The following is an 18,332-nucleotide window of genomic DNA, read 5'->3' as shown; positions in this document are numbered from 1 at the left end:
CGAGGCTCGGCCTCCGGTGCCGGGACCGTCCGCACCGGAACGGGAGAGCCGACATGCGTGAGTTTCTGGTGCAGATCACCACGAGCGTGCCCGAGGGCACCCCGCCCGAGGAGGTCGCCGCGCGGCGCGCCGCCGAGGCGGAGCGTGCGACGGAGCTGGCCGCCGCCGGACACCTGTGGCGGCTGTGGCGCCCGGAGGGGGAGCGCCGCCGCAGCGTCGGCGTCTGGTGCGCCGAGAACGAGGCGGAACTGCACGCCAAGGTGCTGGACACCCTGCCGCTGCGCCCCTGGATGACGGTCGACGTCACCCCGCTCGATCCCCACCCCAGCGACCCGGGCCGCACCGGCGGGGGATGACGCGGGCCCCGGGGGCGATGAGAGCGACGCCATGTGCGCGATGGTCCCCACGGACCCCGTGCGGCGGCGAGAATCATGAGGAGATCACCGGCCGCCACGGCCGGTGACGTGCTCGACCGACCAGGAGCCGCTCATGAACACCGCCCGGGACCTCGCGATCGTCGCGCTGGACGCGTCGCCCGACCGCCCGCTGGAGCAGGGCGACCTGTCGCTCGCGCTGGCCGGTGCCGAACTGCTCGACCTGGCCGACGCCGGAGCCCTCTCCCTGGACGGCGATCGGATCGTCCCCGGCACGGCGGCCCTGACCGGTGACCGGCTGCTGGACGAGGCCGCCGGAGGGGTCGTCCGGGAGGAGCCGTACGAGTCGGTCGAGGACTGGCTGTGGCGGCGGGGCCGGGAACTGGCCGCCGCCTACACGGCCGACCTGGAGCGGGCGGGGCTTGCGGCGCGCCCGCGCGGGCGGCGGGTTCCGCTGCGGTCCGTGCCCGCCGAGCTGGTGGACTCTCCGGAGCGCGGCCGGGCCCGGGAGCGGCTGGACTCCGGTGAGCCGGTGTTCACCGCGCTCGCCGCTGCGGCCGGGGTCCGTGAGGAGTCCGCCGAGGACACGGACGAGGTCACCGGAGACACCGTGACGTCCGTCCTCGCCTCGGTCGGGAACGCGGTCATGGAGCTGGAGGCCGTACGCCAGCGCCGTGCCATCGAGAACGCGGCGTTCGACAATGTGTGGCGGGGCTGGTGAGCGGGTGAGCCGCTGTTGAGGGCGGGGCACGCGGCACGCCCGGAGTGTGCGCCGCGGTGCCCTCCGCGACACGCGCGGCCCGCGCGACGGCGCCCCTCGACACGCCGGGCCCACGCGCTACGGCCCGCGACACGCCGGGCCCCCAGGGCTGGGTGCCGACGGGGAACTCACCGTCCACCGCCACCCGGCCGTCGGCCAACTCTCCCGAACGCGCCGCCCCGTCCCTCACAGCGCCGGAAGCCCGCCCGTCTCCCCGCGCTCCAGCCGTGCGGTGAGTTCCGCGGCGGCGGCCTTGATGGTCTCCAGGCCCGGTCTTCCCCAGGGGCGGGGCGTGATGTCGGAGACGGAGACCGTGCCCAGGACCATGCCCGCGGTGTCGATCAGCGGCGCGCCCAGATAGGCGCGGACCCCGAACTCGTCCACGACCGGGTTGCCCGCGAACCGCGGGAAGTCACGGACGTCGTCCAGGGCCAGGGCCCGGCGGCGGGCCACCACATGGGGGCAGTAGCCGTGGTCGCGCGGCTGGAAGCGGCCCATCTCGGGCCGTGTCCCGTCCTCCCGGACCACCGGCACCGGGTCCACCACATGCAGCCCGGCGAAGAACTGCCCCCGCTCACCGGGGAGGTTGACCATCGCGTAGGGCACCCCCACATGGTCGGCGAGGCCGGTCGCGAAGGCGTCGAGGGCGGGCTCGGGGCGAGCGCCGAGGCCCAGCCCGCGCAGTCGGCGGGCGCGGGCTGGGGCCTCCTTGTCCTCGGGCGTGAGCAGCAGTCGACCGGCCGGGCGTGGCGGGTCGTAGCTCATCGCACGGCTCCCTCGCGGTGGACGAACGACATGTGCGGCTCCGGTGGGTGGGCTGGGGCGGACGGCGGGGCGGCGGTCACCTGGCCACACCGTGACTCGGCGCGTGGGCCGGTGCGTGTGCGATCAGATGGCGTACGAGGGTGAGCAGGGTCTCCACCCCGGACGCCGAGATCCGGGCGTCGCAGCGCACCACCGGAATCCTCGGGTCCAGGTCTAAGGCGGCGCGCACCTCCTCCGGGTCGTAGCGGTGGCCGCCGTCGAACTCGTTGACGGCGACGATGAAGCCGAGGCCGCGCTCCTCGAAGAAGTCCACGGCGGCGAAGCACTCGACCAGGCGCCGGGTGTCGGCGAGGACGACCGCGCCCAGGGCCCCCTCGGACAGTTCGTCCCACATGAACCAGAACCGTTCCTGTCCGGGGGTGCCGAACAGGTACAGCACATGTTGCGGGTCGAGGGTGATCCGGCCGAAGTCCATGGCGACGGTGGTCTCGACCTTGTTCTCGATGCCGTCGAGGCTGTCCGTGGCGGCGCTCACCGTGGTGAGCAGTTCCTCGGTGCTGAGCGGGGCGATCTCGCTGACCGCGCCGACGAAGGTGGTCTTGCCGACGCCGAAGCCGCCCGCGACGAGGATCTTGAGGGCGGTGGGGAACGGGTCGCCGTCCCCGCCGCGCGGGTCCCGCTCGCCGGGGCGGGGCGGGTCCTGGCGCACGGGGTCGTACCGGGTGCCCAGGTAGGGCGGGTCGGTGTTGCGGGAGTGGGTGTAGTACGCGTCGGCGTGCTGCCGCTGGCCGTCGGGCGGGTTGCCGTACCGCCGGCCGTCGTGGTCAGAGCTGTCGTCGTAGTCCATCGAGCACTGCCTCCAGAAGAGCCCGGTCTGTGGGGTTGTGGTGGAACGCGGGGGGCTTGGTGGTGAGCGCCCCGCAGTCGACAAGGTCGGACAGCAGCACCTTGGTGACCACTGCCGGCAGCTTGAGGTGGGCTGCCACCTCCGCGACCGGGACGGGTGCCCGGCACAGGGCGAGGGCCTGCGCGTGCTCCGGACCGAGATAGCCGAGGGGGGTCGCCCCGGTGGCCATCACCTGTGACATCAGATCGAGTGCGACGGTGGGACGGGTGCGGCCGTTGCTGACGGTGAACGGCCGCACCAGCCGTCCCGCCGCGTCGTCGAGCCAGGGCCCGTCACCGGTCGCCGCCACCACGCTCAAGACCTCATCGCCGTGGGTTCGACGGCGTGCTGCCGGGGCGCGGTGACCAGATAGGGGCGGACGCTCTTGACCAGCATGGCCATCTCGTAGCCGAGCACCGCGGCGTCGGCCTCGCGGCCCGCCAGCACGGCGAGACAGGTGCCGGAGCCCGCCTTGGTGACGAACAGCAGCATCGAGTCGAGTTCGACCACGACCTGGCGGACGTCACCGCCGTCGCCGAAGCGGACGCCCGCGCTGCGGCCCAGCGAGTACAGCCCGGAGGCAAGGGCGGCCATGTGGTCGGCGCTGTCGGGGTCGAGGCCGTGCACGGATTTGACGAGTCCGTCGCTGGAGAGGAGGACGGCGCTGCTGGTGTGCGGTACGCGCTGCACGAGGCCGCTCATCAGCCAGTCGAGATCGGATACATGTGCGGTCTGCGCATCGCTCGCCATGGTGGATGGACTCCTTGGGGTACGAAGGTCTGCGGGAGCGGTGGGGCTGAGGGTCGGGGTGGGGTGGAGGCGGTTCATCCGGCGGGAGCGCTCCCGTCGTGCCGGAAGGCGGGGTGCACGGCGGTGCGGGACGGCAGGGGGGCCTGGCGGGGCACCGGGGCCAGGGGCGTCGGCCCGGGGTACGGCGGGCGGGACGGCGGGTCGGGTTGGTGTCCGCCGTGCTGGGCCTCGGCGAGGCTGACTCCGCGCTGGTAGGCGGCCATCAGTCCGGGGTCGTGGCCCTCGGTGCCGTCGGCGTCATCACGGAGGGCGGGGCGTTCGCGCAACTGCGGTGCCAGGTGGTGCTGGGCGCGGCGCCGGGGCAGTTGGGGGCGGCCCATGGTGCCGCGTACGGGTCCGGAGCGCGGGGTGAGGGGGGTGGTCGCGTGCTCCACCAGGAAGGAGCGGTCCTCGGCGCGGATGCCGGGGGTGGCCGCGGCCGGGGTGGGCCGCTGCTCATGGAGGTCGCGCACAGGGAGCGGCTCGGCAGCACCGCGCGGGTCGACGACGGGGGCACCTCCGGCGGCCTGCGGGGGGAGGGGGCTCCCGGTGTCATGCCCGAGCGGGGCACTCCCGGTGTCATGCGGGAGCAGGGCACCGCCCTTCTCATGCCCGAGTAGGGCGCTACCGGACTCATGCCCGGGGAGAGCACTCCCGGACTCATACCCGAGAAGAGCGCTACCGGTGTCATACGGGACCGGTACGCCCGCCGTGCCGTATGTCCCGCCCACGGGCGGCCCGCCGCCGTACGTCCCGGCGACGCCGCCCGTCGCGTACGTCGCACCGGCACCGTCGGTGTCGTACGTCCCGTCGGAGCCGCTCCCTGGGGCGCCGTACGCGGACTGCGGCGCTCCCCCGGTGTCGTACCCGGCCATCGGGGTGTCGGAGCGGTCGGGGTCGTTGGGCGGGGCGCCCAGGAGGGCCTGGGGGACGACCAGGACGGCCTGGACACCGCCGTAGATGTTGCTCTGGAGGCGGACCGTGATGCCGTGTCGGCGGGCCAGTTGGGAGACCACGTACAGGCCGATGCGGCCGTCGGCGAGCAGGCTGGCCACATGGACCTGGTCCGGGTCGGCCAGCAGGGCGTTCATCCGGGTCTGTTCCTCGACGGGCATGCCCAGGCCGCGGTCCTCGACCTCGACGGCGAGTCCGGAGGTGACGAGCCCGGCGCGCAGCAGGACCTGGGTGTGCGGAGCGGAGAACACGGTGGCGTTCTCGACGAGTTCGGCGAGCAGATGGATCACGTCGGCGACGGCGTGGCCGCGCAGGGTGCCCTCGGCCGGGGGGACGAGCTTGACCCGGGAGTACTGCTCGACCTCGGCGACGGCGGAGCGCAGGACCTCGGTCATGGGGACCGGGTTGCTCCACTGGCGGCGGGAGACGGCGCCGCCGAGCACGGCGAGGTTCTCGGCGTGGCGGCGGATGCGGGTGGCGAGGTGGTCGACCTGGAAGAGGCCCTTGAGGAGTTCGGGGTCCTCCAGTTCGTTCTCCAGGTCGTCGAGGATGGCGATCTCGCGGTGCACCAGGGACTGGAGGCGCCGGGCGAGATTGACGAAGACCTCCAGTTTCTGTTCGCTGCCGGTCTGGCTGGAGAGCTGGGCGGCCTGGACGACGGAGGCGACGGCGCCGTCGTGGGCGCGGGCGAGATCGGCGGCGAGCAGTTCGAAGTCGTCGGCGTCGGCGGGCGGAGCGCCGCGGGACTTGCGGCGGGGCGGCGCCTCGCCGCGGCGCAAGGTGTCCACCAGGGCGCGGAGTTCGGCCTCGCGGCGGGTGCTGCCGCGGCGCAGCGCGTCGACCCGTTCCTGGACGGACCGGGCGGCGCGGCGGGCGGCGACGGCGGCGATGACGACGGCCGCGAGGGTCACCGAGACGGCTCCGGCCAGCACGGCGAACAGGGCGGGGCTGGGCGGGACGTGGGTGGAGCGGACGGTGAACAGGACGGCGGCGGCGGCGCCGAGGGCGACCGCGACGGGGGGCAGCACCGCCAGCCGCATGAGGTGCGGCCGTATGTGGGTCTCGGGCAGCGAGGGGGCGGTGCGGGCGACCGGCCGTCCGTGCCGGCCGCCTTCGCGGCGGTCTGCGCGTGCGGCCGGTGCGCGGAGGTGTGACATCGGTTTCCTCGTACTGGTCCGTCGGTCGGGGCCTGGGCTGGACACCGGTGTGCGCGGTCTCTCTTCGCCCGACGGACACTCACAGTAGTCGCCGACGCATCATGTGCGGTGGGCAGTTGACAAACTCCTACGCCGAGCGTCCCGCTCTGGTATGAGGCGTCGTACGACAGAGCGAGCGGGCGGCGGGGGTTCCGGAAGACGGGCGTCAGCCAGCGATCAATGCTGGTCGGTTGCGGTCATGAAAGAGCGGCGGGGGTGGTGGGCCGTCAGCCCCACCACCCCCGCCGCCCTCGCGCGCCCGATCGGTCCGGGGTGTCCGGCGACCGTTTCCGGTCTCCGTCCACCCAGCCCAGAACATCACCTTGTGTGACCATCGACGGGGTCAGGGCTTGCGGGCGACCGCCCCGTACATCGCGATGTCCTCGTCGCGGATGTTCTCCTCGCCGGTGCCGTCGGGGTGCCACTTGTGGACCTGGACGATGCCGGGCTCGACCAGTTCGAGGCCGTCGAAGAACTCGTGGGCCTCCTCTATCGTGCGCAGCCGCATCGGCATGTCGCGGGCCGCGTACTCCCGGGCGACACGGGCCACGTCCTCGGGGGCGAACTCGGCGGTTCCGATGGACATCGCCAGATAGCTCCCGGACGGCAGCGGCTCCAGCAGCCGGCGCACGATGCCCACCGCGTCGTCCGCGTCCAGCACGAAGTGGACGATCGCGATGACGGTGAGCGCGACCGGCCGGTCCAGGTCGAGGGTCTCGCGCAGTTCGGGGGCGTCCAGGATGGACCCGGGGTCGCGGAAGTCGGCCTCGATGTACGCCGTCCGGCCCTCGGGCGTGCTGGCCAGCAGGCCCTGGGAGAGGGTGAGGACGATCGGGTCGTTGTCGACGTAGACGACCCGCGACTCCGGGGCCACCGACTGGGCGATCTCATGCAGGTTGGGGGAGGTGGGGATGCCGGTGCCGATGTCCAGGAACTGGCGCATCCCGGCGTCCTCGGCGAGCCAGCGCACGGCCCGGTTCATCCAGTCGCGGTTGGCCCGCATATGGATCGGGAGCGCGGGCCACTCCCGGGACATGGCGTCACCCGCCTCCTCGTCGGCGGGGTAGTAGTCCTTGCCGCCCAGGATGTAGTCGTAGATCCGCGCGGAGTGCGCGTGCTCGGTGTCGATACGGTCGGCCGGCCATCCGTTGTCAGGCAATGCCGTGTCTCCCTTCGGATCGGTGAGTGGAGGTGCGTGAGGTGAGTGAGTGAGTGAGCGCGGTCCTGGGGTCGAGGGTCAGGGGGACCAGCGGGCGATCGACGGCGGTGAGGGGTGGTGGAAAGCGATAGGAGGTGTCAGGAAGTGATCAGAAGGCGATCACAGCAGGCGGGCGAGCGGTTCGCCTCCGGAACCCGCCGGTTCACAGCAGAAAGTCGGCGTCACCCGCCTTCACACCCGACAGGAACCGGGACATCTCCCTCGGCGTGAACACCAGCGCCGGGCCGTCGGGGTCGGTCGACTGGCGGACCGCCACGCGTCCGTCGGCCAGCTTCATCACCTCCACGCAGGCGCCGCCCGCGTCGTCGCTCCAGGGCTTGGCCCAGCCGCCCGCGTCCAGCTCCCGTGCGGGCATACCGTTGCGTACCTGCGGGGCGGGGTGCGCGTGGGATGCGTAGGGGGGTCCCTGGTGGGGGCTTTGGTGCGGTCCCTGGTGGGGGCCGGGGTGCGGTCCCTGGTGAGGGCCATGGTGTGGCCCCTGGTGGGGGCCGCTGTGAGGGCCGTGGTGGGGCACGTCAGAACTCCTCGCTGCTCAGAACTCCTTGCGGATCGCACCGAGATGGGCCTCGGTCCGGCCTACGGGCGCCGCCTGGGCGCCCAACCGGTCCAGGGCCTCGCGGTACACCACGACGTCGTCCCTCTTGTCCAGGTAGACGGCGCCCACCAGGCCGTTGAGGTAGACGATGTCGGGCAGTTCGGGAGCCCGGAACCGGAAGATGTGGTAGGCGCCCGCCCGCATGGCCGGGTGCGGTCCGTTGGCGAACCGCATGATCTGCAAGGTGACGTGGGGCAGCCGGTTCATCTCGATGAGATGGTCGATCTGCGCGCGCATCACCTCCGCTCCGCCCACCGGCCAGCGCAGCACGGTCTCGTCCATCACCACCCACAGCCGGGGCGGCACGGGCCGGGTCAGCAGCTCCTGGCGGCGCATCCGCAGCGCCACCCGGCGCTCGGTGGCCTCCGGGGCGGCGTGCGGGTTCCCGGCGCCGAGCAGGGCACGGGCGTAGTCCCTGGTCTGGAGCAGTCCGTGGACGAACTGGTTCTCGTAGGCGCGGATCTGGAGCGCGGCCTGTTCCAGGCTGAGATACGCGGCGAACCAGTCCGGCATCACATCGCGGTAGGTGTGCCACCAGCCGCGTTTGTTGGCCTCGCGCACCGACTTGAGGAAGGTGTCGATCTCCTGCGGGTCCGTCACCCCGTAGACCTGGAGCAGTTTCTCGGCGTCGGGGAGCCGCAGCCGGGCGACCTTGGCGGCCTCCATCCGGCGGATGGTGGAGTGGCTCACGCCGATCGCCACCCCGGCCTGCTCGAAGGTCAGACCGGCCCGGACCCGCAGTTCCTCCAGCTGCCGCCCCAGGATCATGCGCAGGACGGAGGGAGCACCGCCCCAGTCGGTCTCCGCGGTCACGCCTACCCCCTTGATGCCTCCGGGTTCCAGGGCCAACCGTCTCACGCGATCACTTCCACCCGGGTGGCCGATCACGTACTGCCGCGATCAGCATGCACGTGTCCATTTGCAATTTTCAACTTGCAGGTTGCGAAAGGTCGTTGCCGGATGACACATTGGACCCACTGTCCCGGCGCGCTCAATCGGCAAGGATCACAGCTCAGTTGAGCCGGACGGAACGGTGACCCACTGTCGTCGGATGCGGCTGACCACCGCACCCGCGCGTGGCCGGGCCCCACGGTGCGACTCCGCTACGGCCCCGGGCACATGGCAGACGAAAGGCGTGCGGCGATGGCTTCGCCCTACCTCCCCCACCCGCCGGCACAACTGCCCCAGTCCGGCCTGCTCAGAGCGGTGCCTTCGAGCAGGCGCCCGCACGACGACGCGCACCACAGCGCGCGCGAGCACACGCGCGCTCCAGAACCACCCGGAGGCGAGTTCGCCGGTCAACTCCCTGGGGACCCGTGCCCCGACCGCCTCGCCTCCGGGGATCGCCTCGCACCCGCACCGCGCTCCACCGGGGAGCACGGACACGGGGAGCAGGGACACGGGCAGCACGGTGGGCACGACACGCCCGGGGGTCACGACCCGTGCCAGGGGCGCGGCCGGGACGAGGCACCGGAGGAACCCGGTGAGCACCCGGCGCGCTTATCGGACGCGTTCACCCTCCCGGCCGTCCCGGCGTCCGTCGGCGCGGCCCGTCGCCGTGTCCGGGCCCTGCTCGACGCCTGGCACATAGCCGAGGACGTCCAGGACGACGCCGTCGTCGTCACCTCGGAACTCGTCACCAACGCGGTGACCCACTCGGCCAGCGAGTACGTCGTCCACCGGCTGTCCCGGTCGGCGACGCTGCTGCGGATCGAGGTGGAGGACCAGAAGCGGTGCTCCGCCCGTCCCACGCCCCGCGACTCGGCCCCCGACGACCAGAGCGGACGTGGTCTGCTGCTGGTCGCCGCCGTGAGCGCCGAGTGGGGCATCGACACCGCGGCCGACGGCACCCGGCTGGTCGTGTGGGCGGAGCTGCCGACGACCCTACGGACCGGGACGCCGGCCCAGACGGCACCACCGGAACCGGCGACCGCGCGGCGGGCCGCCCCGGCGGCAGCGCCCGCCCTCCCGGGCGTGCCGAGCGCCTCGCCGTCCGGCGGGACCGGGCGCCCCGGGCACGGCGACGGCACCGGGCACGCCCGGCGCGGCGCGGCCCACGCGGCGGTGCCGGACTCCATCGAGACCACCACCGGCCCATCCCCCACCAGGCCGAAGGATGTACAGCATGCTCCGACCCCCGGGCACTGAGCCCCAGCGTCCCCCCGCCGTCCGCCGGGCCGATCCGTCCTGGACCCCGACCCGGCCCCGTCCGGAGCCCCGGGTGAGCCCCGGCACCCCGGTCCGCCCCACCCGCCCCGGGGTCCGGACCGGCCGGAGCTGAGCCGGACCCCGGGCGCGACCGCGCGCCGAGCCGCCTCAGCGGTCCCCGGCGAGGTCGAGGCCGCCCCGCGTCCCGGGCGCCGTACCGGAATCGGTGCCGGCGTCCGGGTCCGGTGTGTCCGCGGCTGTCGGGGCGTGCTCGCGCCAGGGGCGGTCGATGCGCGGGGACACCGCGCGCCACCAGCGCTCCGCGGGAAGCGTGCCCGCCGGTTCGAAGGGCTGTCCCGGGTGCGGGAAGGCGACGCCCTGACCGGCGGCCAGCGCCAGGTCGGCGGTCCATTCGGCGGGCTCGGCCCAGGGGTGTCCGGCGAGGTTGAAGGTGCCCCAGTGGATGGGCAGCAGCACACCGCCGGGGGCTCCGCCCTGGAGGTCGAGATGGGCGCGCAGCGCCTCCTCGGGGGTCATATGGATGTCGGGCCAGAACTCGCTGTACGCGCCGAGCTGGATCATCGTCGCGTCGAAGGGGCCGTGGGCGGCGCCGATGTCCTGGAAGCCCTCGAAGTAGCCGGTGTCACCGCTGTGGAAGATGCGGTGCCGCTCACCGGCGACGGACCAGGACGCCCATAGGGTGTGCTGGGTGTTGCGCAGCCCGCGTCCGCAGAAGTGGCGGGCCGGGGTGGCGGTCAGGGTGAGACCGGCGATCCGGGTCGACTCGTGCCAGTCCAGCTCGCGCAGCCGGTCCGGGGCGACGCCCCAGCGTTCGAGATGGGCGCCGACGCCGAGCGGGACCGCGAACACGGTGTCCGTACCGGCCAGCGTCTTGATCGTGGGCAGGTCCAGGTGGTCGTAGTGGTCGTGGGAGATCACGATCACGTCGACCGGGCCGAGGGCGGTCAGCGGGAGCGGGGCCGGGTGCAGCCGCCGGGGTCCGGCGAACGGGAACGGGGAGCAGCGCTCGCCCCACACCGGGTCGAAGAGCACCCGGGCGCCGTCGATCTCGGCGAGCACGCTGGAGTGGCCCATCCAGGTCAGCCGCAGCCCGCTCGCCGGGGGGCGGGCGAGGTCGGCCAGTGTCGTGGCGTGCACCGGGACGGGGGCGGACGGGGAGCGGCGGCGCCGGGCGTCCTTGTCGACGTACTGGCGGGCGAAGGCGAGGAGGGACGAGGGGCGGGTGCGGGTCGGGCCGCCCGGGTTCTGGAATATCCCGTCCTTGAAGTGGGGTGATCTGCGGATGCGCGCCAGACGCTCGCCGCTCGGGTCCGCGCCGAACGCCTCGGGCCGCAGCGCGCGGAGCCCTGAGTCCGGGGAACGGAAGCCGGCCACATTACCTCCAGGTGGAGTCGCTGAGATCTCCATTATGGTCGCCCCCTGTGACAACGCCGATTGACGTTGCCCGCGCACAGCTTCGATACTGAACCATCATTCAGTAAGAACGGTACGGTGGCGTCTCCGTGGGCCGCCGTGCCGGTGCACCGCCGCGAAGGAGCCCTCATGTCAGCCCCCTTGCTGTCGCTCACCTGGACCGACCATGTCACCGGCCGGTCGGGTTACCTGGTCGTGGACCGGCTGGTGCGGGGCGTGTCCAGCGGCGGGCTGCGTATGCGCGAAGGCTGCACCCTCGACGAGGTCACCGGTCTCGCCCGTGGCATGACCATGAAAGAGGCGCTGCACTACGACCCCGGGGCGCGCTATGTCCCGCTGGGCGGCGCCAAGGGCGGCATCGACTGCGATCCGCGCTCCCCGGACGCGTACGCGCTGCTGGTGCGCTATCTGCGGGCCATGCGGCCGTACATCGAGTGCTTCTGGACCACCGGGGAGGATCTGGGGCTGAGCCAGGACGTGGTGGACCGGGCGGCGGTGGAGGCGGGGCTTGAGTCGTCGGTGCAGGCGGTCCATCCGCTGCTGGACGACGAGGCCACCGCGCGGGCCCGGCTCGCGGACGCCTTCGCCGTGGAGGTGGACGGCATCGGCCTGGACGAGCTGGTGGGCGGCTGCGGGGTCGCCGAGGCGGCCCTCGCGGCGCTGGACCGCGCGGGGGTCGCCCCGCGCGGCACCCGGGTGGCGGTGCAGGGGCTCGGCACCATGGGCGGCGCCACCGCGCGGTTCCTCGCCCGCGCGGGGCTGGCCGTGACCGCCGTCGCCGATGTGAAGGGCACCTTCGCCCACCCGGACGGGCTGGACGTGGAGGCGCTGCTCGCCGCGCGGGACGGGTACGGGACGGTGGACCGCGCGGCGCTGCGCCCCGGTGACCGGGAGCTGCCGGGCGACGCCTGGCTCTCGGCCGATGTGGACGTCCTGGTGCCCGCGGCCGTGTCCTACGCGATCGACACCACCAATCAGCACCGGATCACCGCCCGCTGGATCGTGGAGGCGGCCAACATGCCGGTGACGGCGGCGGCCGAGGAACAGCTCGCCGCGCGGGGCATCACCGTGCTGCCCGACGTGGTGGTGAACTCCGGCACCAACGCCTGGTGGTGGTGGACCCTGTTCGGTGACATCGGCGCGGACGCCGACGAGGCGTTCCGGCACACCCGGCGCTCCATGCGCGCGCTGGTCGATCTGATGCTGACCCGCGCGGAACAGGACGGCACGACCCCGCGGGCCGCCGCACACGCGATCGTCGCGGAGCGGCTGCCGGTGATCGCCGAGCGGTATGGGTGGTATCGGTGAGCGGGGGGCGGGACGGGCGGTCCCTGTGAGGGCGGTCCCTGTGAGGGCGGTCCCTGTGAGGGCGGTCCCTGTGAGGGGCGGCCGGTGGGACGGCCGGTATCGGTGAGCGGACGGTGGGACGGTCAGTATCGGTGCGCGGCCAGTACCGGTGAGCGGCAAGCCGTACGGCGGGGGGGCTGGTGAGCCGGCGGTGGCACAGCCGGTAACGGTGAGCGGCAAGCGGTACGACAGGGGCTGGTCAGCGGCCGGGGGGACAGCCGGTGCCCGTGACCGGCAAGCCGTACGACGGGTGCCGGTCAGCAGCCGGCGGCACAACCGGTACCGGTGATCCCCGAGCCGGACAGCCGGTGCCGCGGCGGGCGGATCGGCCGATTCCGGTGAGCGGTCCGCGTCACCCGTACCGCGGGCCGGGCGCTTCCGGCCAGGGCGGGCGCGCGGCCGTCGTGGCGATCACCGTGGGCGATAGGGTGTGCCGCCATGGCGAGAGTGCGGTTGAACGTGGCGGAGCGGCGTGAGGAGATGCTGCGGGCCGCCGTCGAACAGATCGAGGAACGCGGGGTGGCGGCGGTGCGGATCGCCGACGTGGCCTCGGCCCTCGGGGTGAGCAACGCTCTCGTGCTGTACCACTTCTCCACCAAGGAGAAGCTGGTCGCCGCCGCCTTCACACATGCCGCGCGGGACGACCTGGCCCATCTGCGCAGGCTGCTGGGGCGCCGGACCAGCGCGCTGCGTAGGTTGCGGTCCGCGGTGCGCTGGTACGCACCCACCGGGCCCGCCAAGGGCTGGCGGCTGTGGATCGAGGGCTGGGCGGTGGCGCTGCGCGAACCCGCGCTGGCGGAGGTCACCCGGGATCTCGACCGGGAGTGGAAGGCGGCCCTCGCCGGGGTCATCGCGGAGGGGGTGGCCGCCGGGGAGTTCCGCTGCGCCGATCCCACGGCCGCCGCGCTGCGGCTGACGGCACTGCTCGACGGTCTCGCGGTACAGGTGACGTCGTACGCGGGCGCGGTCTCCCGTACCCGCGCACAGCAGTGGGTGGACGAGGCCCTGGCCAGGGAACTGGGGCTGGACCTGCCCACCGGCTGAGGGGCGCGCACTCCGCGGCGAGGACTCGCCCACCCCTCAGAGCCGCGCGCACGCCGGAGCCGGACATACGCACCCGCTCCAGGGTCACCCACGTCGTGGAAACCCGATCTTCCTGCCCCCTCTCCAGGGTCACGCCCACCACGGAAGCCGGATCTGCCCGCCCCCTCCCCAGGGCCGCCCACACCACGGAAGCCGGACATACGCGCCCCCTCCAGGGTCACGCACATCAGGGACGCCGGAGCTGCCCCCCTGGCGCCCCCACGCCGAACCCGCGTCGCGAGGGTCACGCCACGGATCGGATGCGCGTTCTGATGTCGGCCGGAGACAGCGCGCCCTTCGCGGTGACATGGTCGCCGGAGGACTCGCCGCGCAGGCGGCGGCCGATCCAGGGCACCAGGTACTCACGGGCCCAGTGGACGTCGTCCCGGCGGACGTCGAGCGTGCCGCGCGGCGGGCTCGGGGGCCAGGGCTGCTCCGGGTCGGCCGGGATGTCCACGCCGAGCGCCTGACCGGCCCGTAGCGCCACCCGGGTGTGCCCGTCGGCCGACAGGTGCAGCCGGTCGTCGTCCCAGGCCCGGCGGTCCTGGACGGACTTCAGGGACCACAGGTCGAGCACCGGGCAGCCGTACCGGTCGGCGACCGCCCGCACATGTCCGTTGTAGGTCGCGATCTTGCCGCGCAGATGCTTGAGGAGCGGCACCCCGCGCGTGTCGAAGCCGGTCGTCACCAGCACGGTGCCCGCTGCCTCGGTCAGTGCGGCGACCGCCCGCTCGAAGCGCTCGGCCACGTCGTCCGGGTCGCTGCCGGGCCGCAGGATGTCGTTGCCGCCCGCGCAGAACGAGATCAGGTCGGGCGCGAGCGCCGCGGCTCTCGGCACCTGGTCCGCCACGATCTGGTCGAGCAGTCTGCCCCGCACGGCGAGATTGGTGTAGTCGAAGTCGCCCTCCGGGCGCCGGTCCGCGAGCAGGACCGCGAACCGGTCGGCCCAGCCGACGAACGCCCCGTCGGGGCCGGGGTCGCCGACGCCCTCGGTGAAGCTGTCCCCCACCGCCACGTACGACCCGATCAGTGATCTGCTGTCATTCTTCGAATCGTCTGCCACGACAAGCCATGATTCCCCGTCCAATGTGACCTACGCGACCGTAATTAAGGGTTGACGGGCGGTGAGAAAAGCCACGGACCAAACCTTGGTCAAAGGCGGAATACCTCGATACCCGACGGATCGTCAGATGTCGGGACCGGCCCGGTACCGGCGACGGGAAGCGGCCGGGAACACACCGAAGGCCGGACCCGGGGATCGGGGGTCCGGCCTTCGGAGCGGGTCGCGCGGCGGATGCCTCAGCCGATGGAGAGGCCCTTGCCCCGCAGGTAGGCGACGGGGTCGACGTCCGAGCCGTAGTCCGGCCCGGTGCGGATCTCGAAGTGCAGGTGCGGGCCGGTCACATTGCCGGTCGCGCCCGAGAGACCGATCTGCTGTCCGGCGCTCACGGACTGGCCCTGCGAGACGGAGAGCGAGGACAGGTGGGCGTACTGGGCGTAGTAGCCGTCGGCGAGCCGGAGGACGACCTGGTTGCCGTAGGCGCCGCCCCAGCCGGCCGAGACGACCGTGCCGGAACCGACGGCCTTCAGCGAGGTGCCGGTCGGGACGGAGAAGTCGACACCGGTGTGGTAGCCGCTGGACCACATGCTGCCGGACTGGTGGTACGGGGTGCCCACGCCACCGCCCGCGACCGGCAGGCTGTAGCCGGACGCCGAGGCGGAAGCGGACGACGGGGCCGCCTGGGTCTCGGCGGCAGCGGCGGCGGACGATCCGGAGCCGCTCCCGGTGGACCCGGCCCCGCCGCCGCCCGAGGAGCCCGAGGAGCCCGAAGAGTCCGAAGAGTTCGGAGAGTTCGGAGAGTTCGGAGAGTTCGGAGACTTCGAGGAGCTGGATGAACCGGATGTCTCGGATGAACCGGACGCGGCAGGCGCCTCGGCGGAGCCGCCGGTGGCCGCGCCGCCGAGAGTCAGCTTCAGACCGGGGTGGATCAGCGACGGATTCCCGCCGACGGCCGCGCGGTTGTCGGCGTAGAGTGTCTGCCAGCCGCCGCTGATCTCCTGCTCGTCGGCGATCTTCGCGAGATAGTCGCCGACCTTCACGGAATAGGTCCGGGTGCCGGTCTGCTGAGCGCCGGACTTCTGGTCGGCAATTCCCGTCACGGTGAGCTGCGGGACCGCGTGCTGGGTCGCGGTGACGGATTCCGCGGGCTTCTGCGGAATGGACTGGCCGGTCGCCGCGTGCGCGCCTGCGGCACCCATCAGCGGGAGGGCGAGTGCGGCGCCACCGGTTCCGGCGACGGCGAGGGAGCGCGTGATGCTCAGGCTCCGGGGACGGCGGTGCTTACCCTTCGCGGGCATGGTGAATTCCTCTCCGGCGCCTGCGGGGTGAGCTGTCGGGTGCGGGCTGGAGATGCCCGGCCACGTGCGGAAACGCGGCTTGACCCCTAGCCGTTCCGGAGACCGGAACAGGCGGTGAGTCCTGTGGGTCCCCCGCTCCTGCCGGGCACGGGTGAGTTGGTGCGGGTTCCGGACGGCGGCAGGATTCGGCGTTCCGTCCGGATGCGGTGGCGAACGTAAGCGACCGGGACGCGCCGGGACAAGCAAGGGGTTCCGCCCGAAGGTGCCTTTCGTGATCCATGCCGGGAATTGCCGGTCACCCTCCGTCGTATTTCCGTCGGCCGAATCCCTCAAGGGCCCTGGAAAAACTCCTTGATTACGTGAGCATGACGGGCGACTCACGGTCACGTATATGACGCTGCTCACGTGCCGGCGCGACACCTTCCTTTATTCCAGAGCGAGTTGGAATCAAGGCCATGAAGAATACCAATTCGGACAGAAATCCCAGATGTGGCATGGATGGAGAAGTGGTGCATCGAGGGGTGGGGGATGCCTAAGACGACTTTTGTTGGTGTTTCGCCCGTTTCGTCATGTCGTATCGTCGAAGGGCAGCTGCCGCCCGGCGATGGAGCCGGGCAGGCCAGCCGACTGGGAGGAGCCCCCGTGACGCAGCAGGTCCCGTCGACCGAGCCCGAACTGGCCGGAGTCCGCAATTTCCGCGACGTCGGCGGACTGCCGACCGTGGACGGCCGCCGGGTGCGCCACGGGGTGCTGTACCGCAGCGGCCATCTCGCGCACGCCACCGCCGACGACGCCGCGTTCCTCGCCTCGCTGGGGCTGCACACGGTCTTCGACTTCCGTAACGCCGCCGACCAGCGGCTGGAGGGCCAGGACGTCGAGCTGCCCGGGGTGCGCAATGTCAATCTGCCGCTGAGCGACCCGGCCGACGGGGCGGAGTTCTGGACGATGGTCCGGGACGGCGAGATCGAGCAACTGCGGGAGATCCTCTCCGAGGGCCGGGCGGCGGACCGGATGATCGAGGCGTACCGCGTGATCATCACCGAGCGCACGGGTGAGCACGCGCGCGTGCTGCACGCGCTCGCCGAGGACAGCGTCCCCGCGCTGATGCACTGCGCGGCCGGGAAGGACCGCGCGGGGCTGTCCATCGCGGTGACGCTGCTCGCGGTCGGCGTGGAGCGGACGGCGATCCTCGCGGACTATCTGGAGTCCAACGCCAAGCACCGCCGCTACAAGGTGCACCGCAGCGGCAGCTCGGCCAGCGCCTACTCCCCCGAGGTCATGGAGCTGATCAGCCCGCTCTTCGATGCCCGCGCCGAGTATCTGACGGCGGCGTTCGACACCATCGAGGAGACCTGGGGCGGGGTCGACGCCTATCTGGAGCGGGGTCTCGGGGTCACGCCCGCGACGCGTGAGCGGCTGCGGGAGCGGCTTCTCGACTGAGGACGGGGCCGGGGAGCCGGGGAGCGGGCAGGGGGTGGGGCGTCAGGGCTCGGCACCTACTTGGCGCCGACCTCGAACAGCAGATAGAGGAACGCGGCGAAGACATGCCCGACCGCGACATAGATGAACAGCCGCACCCAGATGCCGGGGTACCGCCTCTCCGTGATCTTGGGCCGGGCGACGGCCGGGGCGGCGGCGACCTCGGCAGCCTCGGCAGCCTCAGGGGCCCCGGCGCTCCGGCCGGTCTCGCTGGTCTCACTCATCGCGTTTCTCCCGTGATCGGCCCGAGGCACAGCGCGGCCGTGGGGCTCTGCAAGAGGGTGTGGACGAACAGCAGCTCGACCCCCTCCGGATCGCGCGCGGCGATCCGGTGCGGGGTGAGCGAGTCGAAGTGGGCGCTGTCCCCGGGCCCGAGCTGGTGCCCGGCGTCCCCGAGGCGCAGCAGCAGCCGGCCCGTGAGGACGTAGAGCCACTCCTCGCCGGGGTGCACCCGCACGATGTCGCCCTGTGAGCCGTACGGCACCCGGACGCGCAGGCCCTGCATGGCGCGGCCCGGCGCACCGGTCTGCCAGTACGTCCAGCCGCCGGCCTCGGTCGGGTCCATCCGGTCGGCACGGACGACGGCGTCCCGGTCGGGGACCGTCTCGCCGAGCAGCTCGGAGACCGTCGTACCGTAGACCCGGGCGAGTGCGAGCAGCATCGGCAGGGAGGGCTGGCGTCCACCGGTCTCCAGGCGGGAGAGGTGGGCGGGGGACAGTCCGGCGGCCCGTGCCGCGGCCTCCAGGGTCAGGGAGGCCCGGCGGCGCAGGGCGCGCAGCTGCGGGGCCACGGCGGGCAGCGGCTCGGCGGGGTCGGCGCCGACGACGGCACCGGCGCCGGTCCCGGGGCCGTGCTCCGGCTCGGTGGCGGGAGGGTTCATGCCCTCCATTCAGCCCGATATTTACCTCAGAGGCAAATGGCTTGCCTCAGAGACAAGAACGCCCG

19 protein-coding genes and 1 riboswitch are annotated in these 18,332 nt (G+C 72.8%); of the genes, 6 read left to right on the top strand and 13 right to left on the bottom strand.

Going from position 1 to position 18,332, the window contains the following annotated elements; all coding sequences use genetic code 11:
* The first annotated feature begins 53 nt into the window (after positions 1–53).
* Both AB0D49_RS05975 and AB0D49_RS05970 read left to right on the top strand, forming a co-directional pair.
* Entirely contained in the window at positions 54–356 is a 303-nt protein-coding gene (locus AB0D49_RS05975; RefSeq protein WP_362751389.1) for a muconolactone Delta-isomerase family protein, read from the top strand.
* Between the two features lie 133 nt (positions 357–489).
* The gene (locus tag AB0D49_RS05970; protein ID WP_362751386.1) at positions 490–1,095 is read left to right on the top strand and encodes a GPP34 family phosphoprotein; all 606 of its coding nucleotides are present in this window, start codon (positions 490–492) and stop codon (positions 1,093–1,095) included.
* A 225-nt stretch (positions 1,096–1,320) separates the two neighbouring features.
* On the opposite strand, the gene AB0D49_RS05965 is transcribed toward AB0D49_RS05970, so the two are convergent.
* The 8 genes from AB0D49_RS05965 to AB0D49_RS05930 all read right to left on the bottom strand — a co-directional run bounded on the left by AB0D49_RS05965 (position 1,321) and on the right by AB0D49_RS05930 (position 8,351).
* Positions 1,321–1,899, bottom strand: coding sequence for a GAF domain-containing protein (locus AB0D49_RS05965; protein ID WP_362751383.1), 579 nt, complete (start codon positions 1,897–1,899; stop codon positions 1,321–1,323).
* Positions 1,900–1,975: 76 nt separating this feature from the next.
* Entirely contained in the window at positions 1,976–2,608 is a 633-nt protein-coding gene (locus AB0D49_RS05960; RefSeq protein WP_362752096.1) for an ATP/GTP-binding protein, read from the bottom strand.
* A 115-nt stretch (positions 2,609–2,723) separates the two neighbouring features.
* Entirely contained in the window at positions 2,724–3,095 is a 372-nt protein-coding gene (locus AB0D49_RS05955) for a DUF742 domain-containing protein (RefSeq protein WP_362752093.1), read from the bottom strand.
* Between the two features lie 5 nt (positions 3,096–3,100).
* The gene (locus AB0D49_RS05950) at positions 3,101–3,535 is read right to left on the bottom strand and encodes a roadblock/LC7 domain-containing protein (RefSeq protein ID WP_362751380.1); all 435 of its coding nucleotides are present in this window, start codon (positions 3,533–3,535) and stop codon (positions 3,101–3,103) included.
* A gap of 74 nt (positions 3,536–3,609) precedes the next feature.
* Entirely contained in the window at positions 3,610–5,685 is a 2,076-nt protein-coding gene (locus AB0D49_RS05945) for an ATP-binding protein (RefSeq protein ID WP_362751377.1), read from the bottom strand.
* 382 nt (positions 5,686–6,067) lie between these two features.
* Positions 6,068–6,883, bottom strand: coding sequence for an SAM-dependent methyltransferase (locus AB0D49_RS05940; RefSeq protein WP_362751374.1), 816 nt, complete (start codon positions 6,881–6,883; stop codon positions 6,068–6,070).
* Positions 6,884–7,085: 202 nt separating this feature from the next.
* A complete protein-coding gene (locus tag AB0D49_RS05935; protein WP_362751371.1) occupies positions 7,086–7,298 on the bottom strand; it encodes a DUF397 domain-containing protein in 213 nt (70 codons plus the stop codon).
* 177 nt (positions 7,299–7,475) lie between these two features.
* A complete protein-coding gene (locus AB0D49_RS05930) occupies positions 7,476–8,351 on the bottom strand; it encodes a helix-turn-helix transcriptional regulator (protein ID WP_362751368.1) in 876 nt (291 codons plus the stop codon).
* A gap of 330 nt (positions 8,352–8,681) precedes the next feature.
* Between AB0D49_RS05930 and AB0D49_RS05925 the strand changes: the two genes are divergently transcribed.
* Positions 8,682–9,686, top strand: coding sequence for an ATP-binding protein (locus AB0D49_RS05925; protein WP_362751365.1), 1,005 nt, complete (start codon positions 8,682–8,684; stop codon positions 9,684–9,686).
* Positions 9,687–9,854: 168 nt separating this feature from the next.
* Here the strand turns inward: AB0D49_RS05925 and AB0D49_RS05920 are convergent, their stop codons facing one another.
* Positions 9,855–11,081: an MBL fold metallo-hydrolase gene (locus AB0D49_RS05920; protein WP_362751362.1), complete on the bottom strand. Its 1,227-nt coding sequence runs from the start codon at positions 11,079–11,081 to the stop codon at positions 9,855–9,857.
* A 168-nt stretch (positions 11,082–11,249) separates the two neighbouring features.
* Here AB0D49_RS05920 and AB0D49_RS05915 point away from each other — a divergent pair, with 168 nt between their 5' ends.
* Complete coding sequence (locus AB0D49_RS05915) at positions 11,250–12,428, top strand: Glu/Leu/Phe/Val dehydrogenase dimerization domain-containing protein (RefSeq protein WP_362751359.1); 1,179 nt, start codon at positions 11,250–11,252, stop codon at positions 12,426–12,428.
* A 477-nt stretch (positions 12,429–12,905) separates the two neighbouring features.
* Complete coding sequence (locus AB0D49_RS05910) at positions 12,906–13,511, top strand: TetR family transcriptional regulator C-terminal domain-containing protein (RefSeq protein WP_362751356.1); 606 nt, start codon at positions 12,906–12,908, stop codon at positions 13,509–13,511.
* Positions 13,512–13,794: 283 nt separating this feature from the next.
* Here the strand turns inward: AB0D49_RS05910 and AB0D49_RS05905 are convergent, their stop codons facing one another.
* A complete protein-coding gene (locus tag AB0D49_RS05905) occupies positions 13,795–14,580 on the bottom strand; it encodes an SGNH/GDSL hydrolase family protein (RefSeq protein WP_362752090.1) in 786 nt (261 codons plus the stop codon).
* A 269-nt stretch (positions 14,581–14,849) separates the two neighbouring features.
* Positions 14,850–15,908: a M23 family metallopeptidase gene (locus tag AB0D49_RS05900; RefSeq protein WP_362751353.1), complete on the bottom strand. Its 1,059-nt coding sequence runs from the start codon at positions 15,906–15,908 to the stop codon at positions 14,850–14,852.
* A gap of 4 nt (positions 15,909–15,912) precedes the next feature.
* A riboswitch (cyclic di-AMP (ydaO/yuaA leader) is annotated at positions 15,913–16,072 on the bottom strand.
* A 478-nt stretch (positions 16,073–16,550) separates the two neighbouring features.
* Between AB0D49_RS05900 and AB0D49_RS05895 the strand changes: the two genes are divergently transcribed.
* A complete protein-coding gene (locus AB0D49_RS05895; protein ID WP_362751350.1) occupies positions 16,551–17,348 on the top strand; it encodes a tyrosine-protein phosphatase in 798 nt (265 codons plus the stop codon).
* Positions 17,349–17,404: 56 nt separating this feature from the next.
* On the opposite strand, the gene AB0D49_RS05890 is transcribed toward AB0D49_RS05895, so the two are convergent.
* Both AB0D49_RS05890 and AB0D49_RS05885 read right to left on the bottom strand, forming a co-directional pair.
* The gene (locus AB0D49_RS05890) at positions 17,405–17,515 is read right to left on the bottom strand and encodes a DUF6126 family protein (protein WP_362752087.1); all 111 of its coding nucleotides are present in this window, start codon (positions 17,513–17,515) and stop codon (positions 17,405–17,407) included.
* Between the two features lie 92 nt (positions 17,516–17,607).
* A complete protein-coding gene (locus AB0D49_RS05885; protein ID WP_362751347.1) occupies positions 17,608–18,267 on the bottom strand; it encodes an XRE family transcriptional regulator in 660 nt (219 codons plus the stop codon).
* Positions 18,268–18,332: the final 65 nt, after the last annotated feature.

Origin of the sequence: Streptomyces sp. NPDC048290, from assembly GCF_040652095.1 — a bacterium.
Taxonomy (GTDB): domain Bacteria; phylum Actinomycetota; class Actinomycetes; order Streptomycetales; family Streptomycetaceae; genus Streptomyces.
Note: the sequence above shows the minus strand (reverse complement) of the source record. Positions and strands in the feature narration are given on the sequence as shown.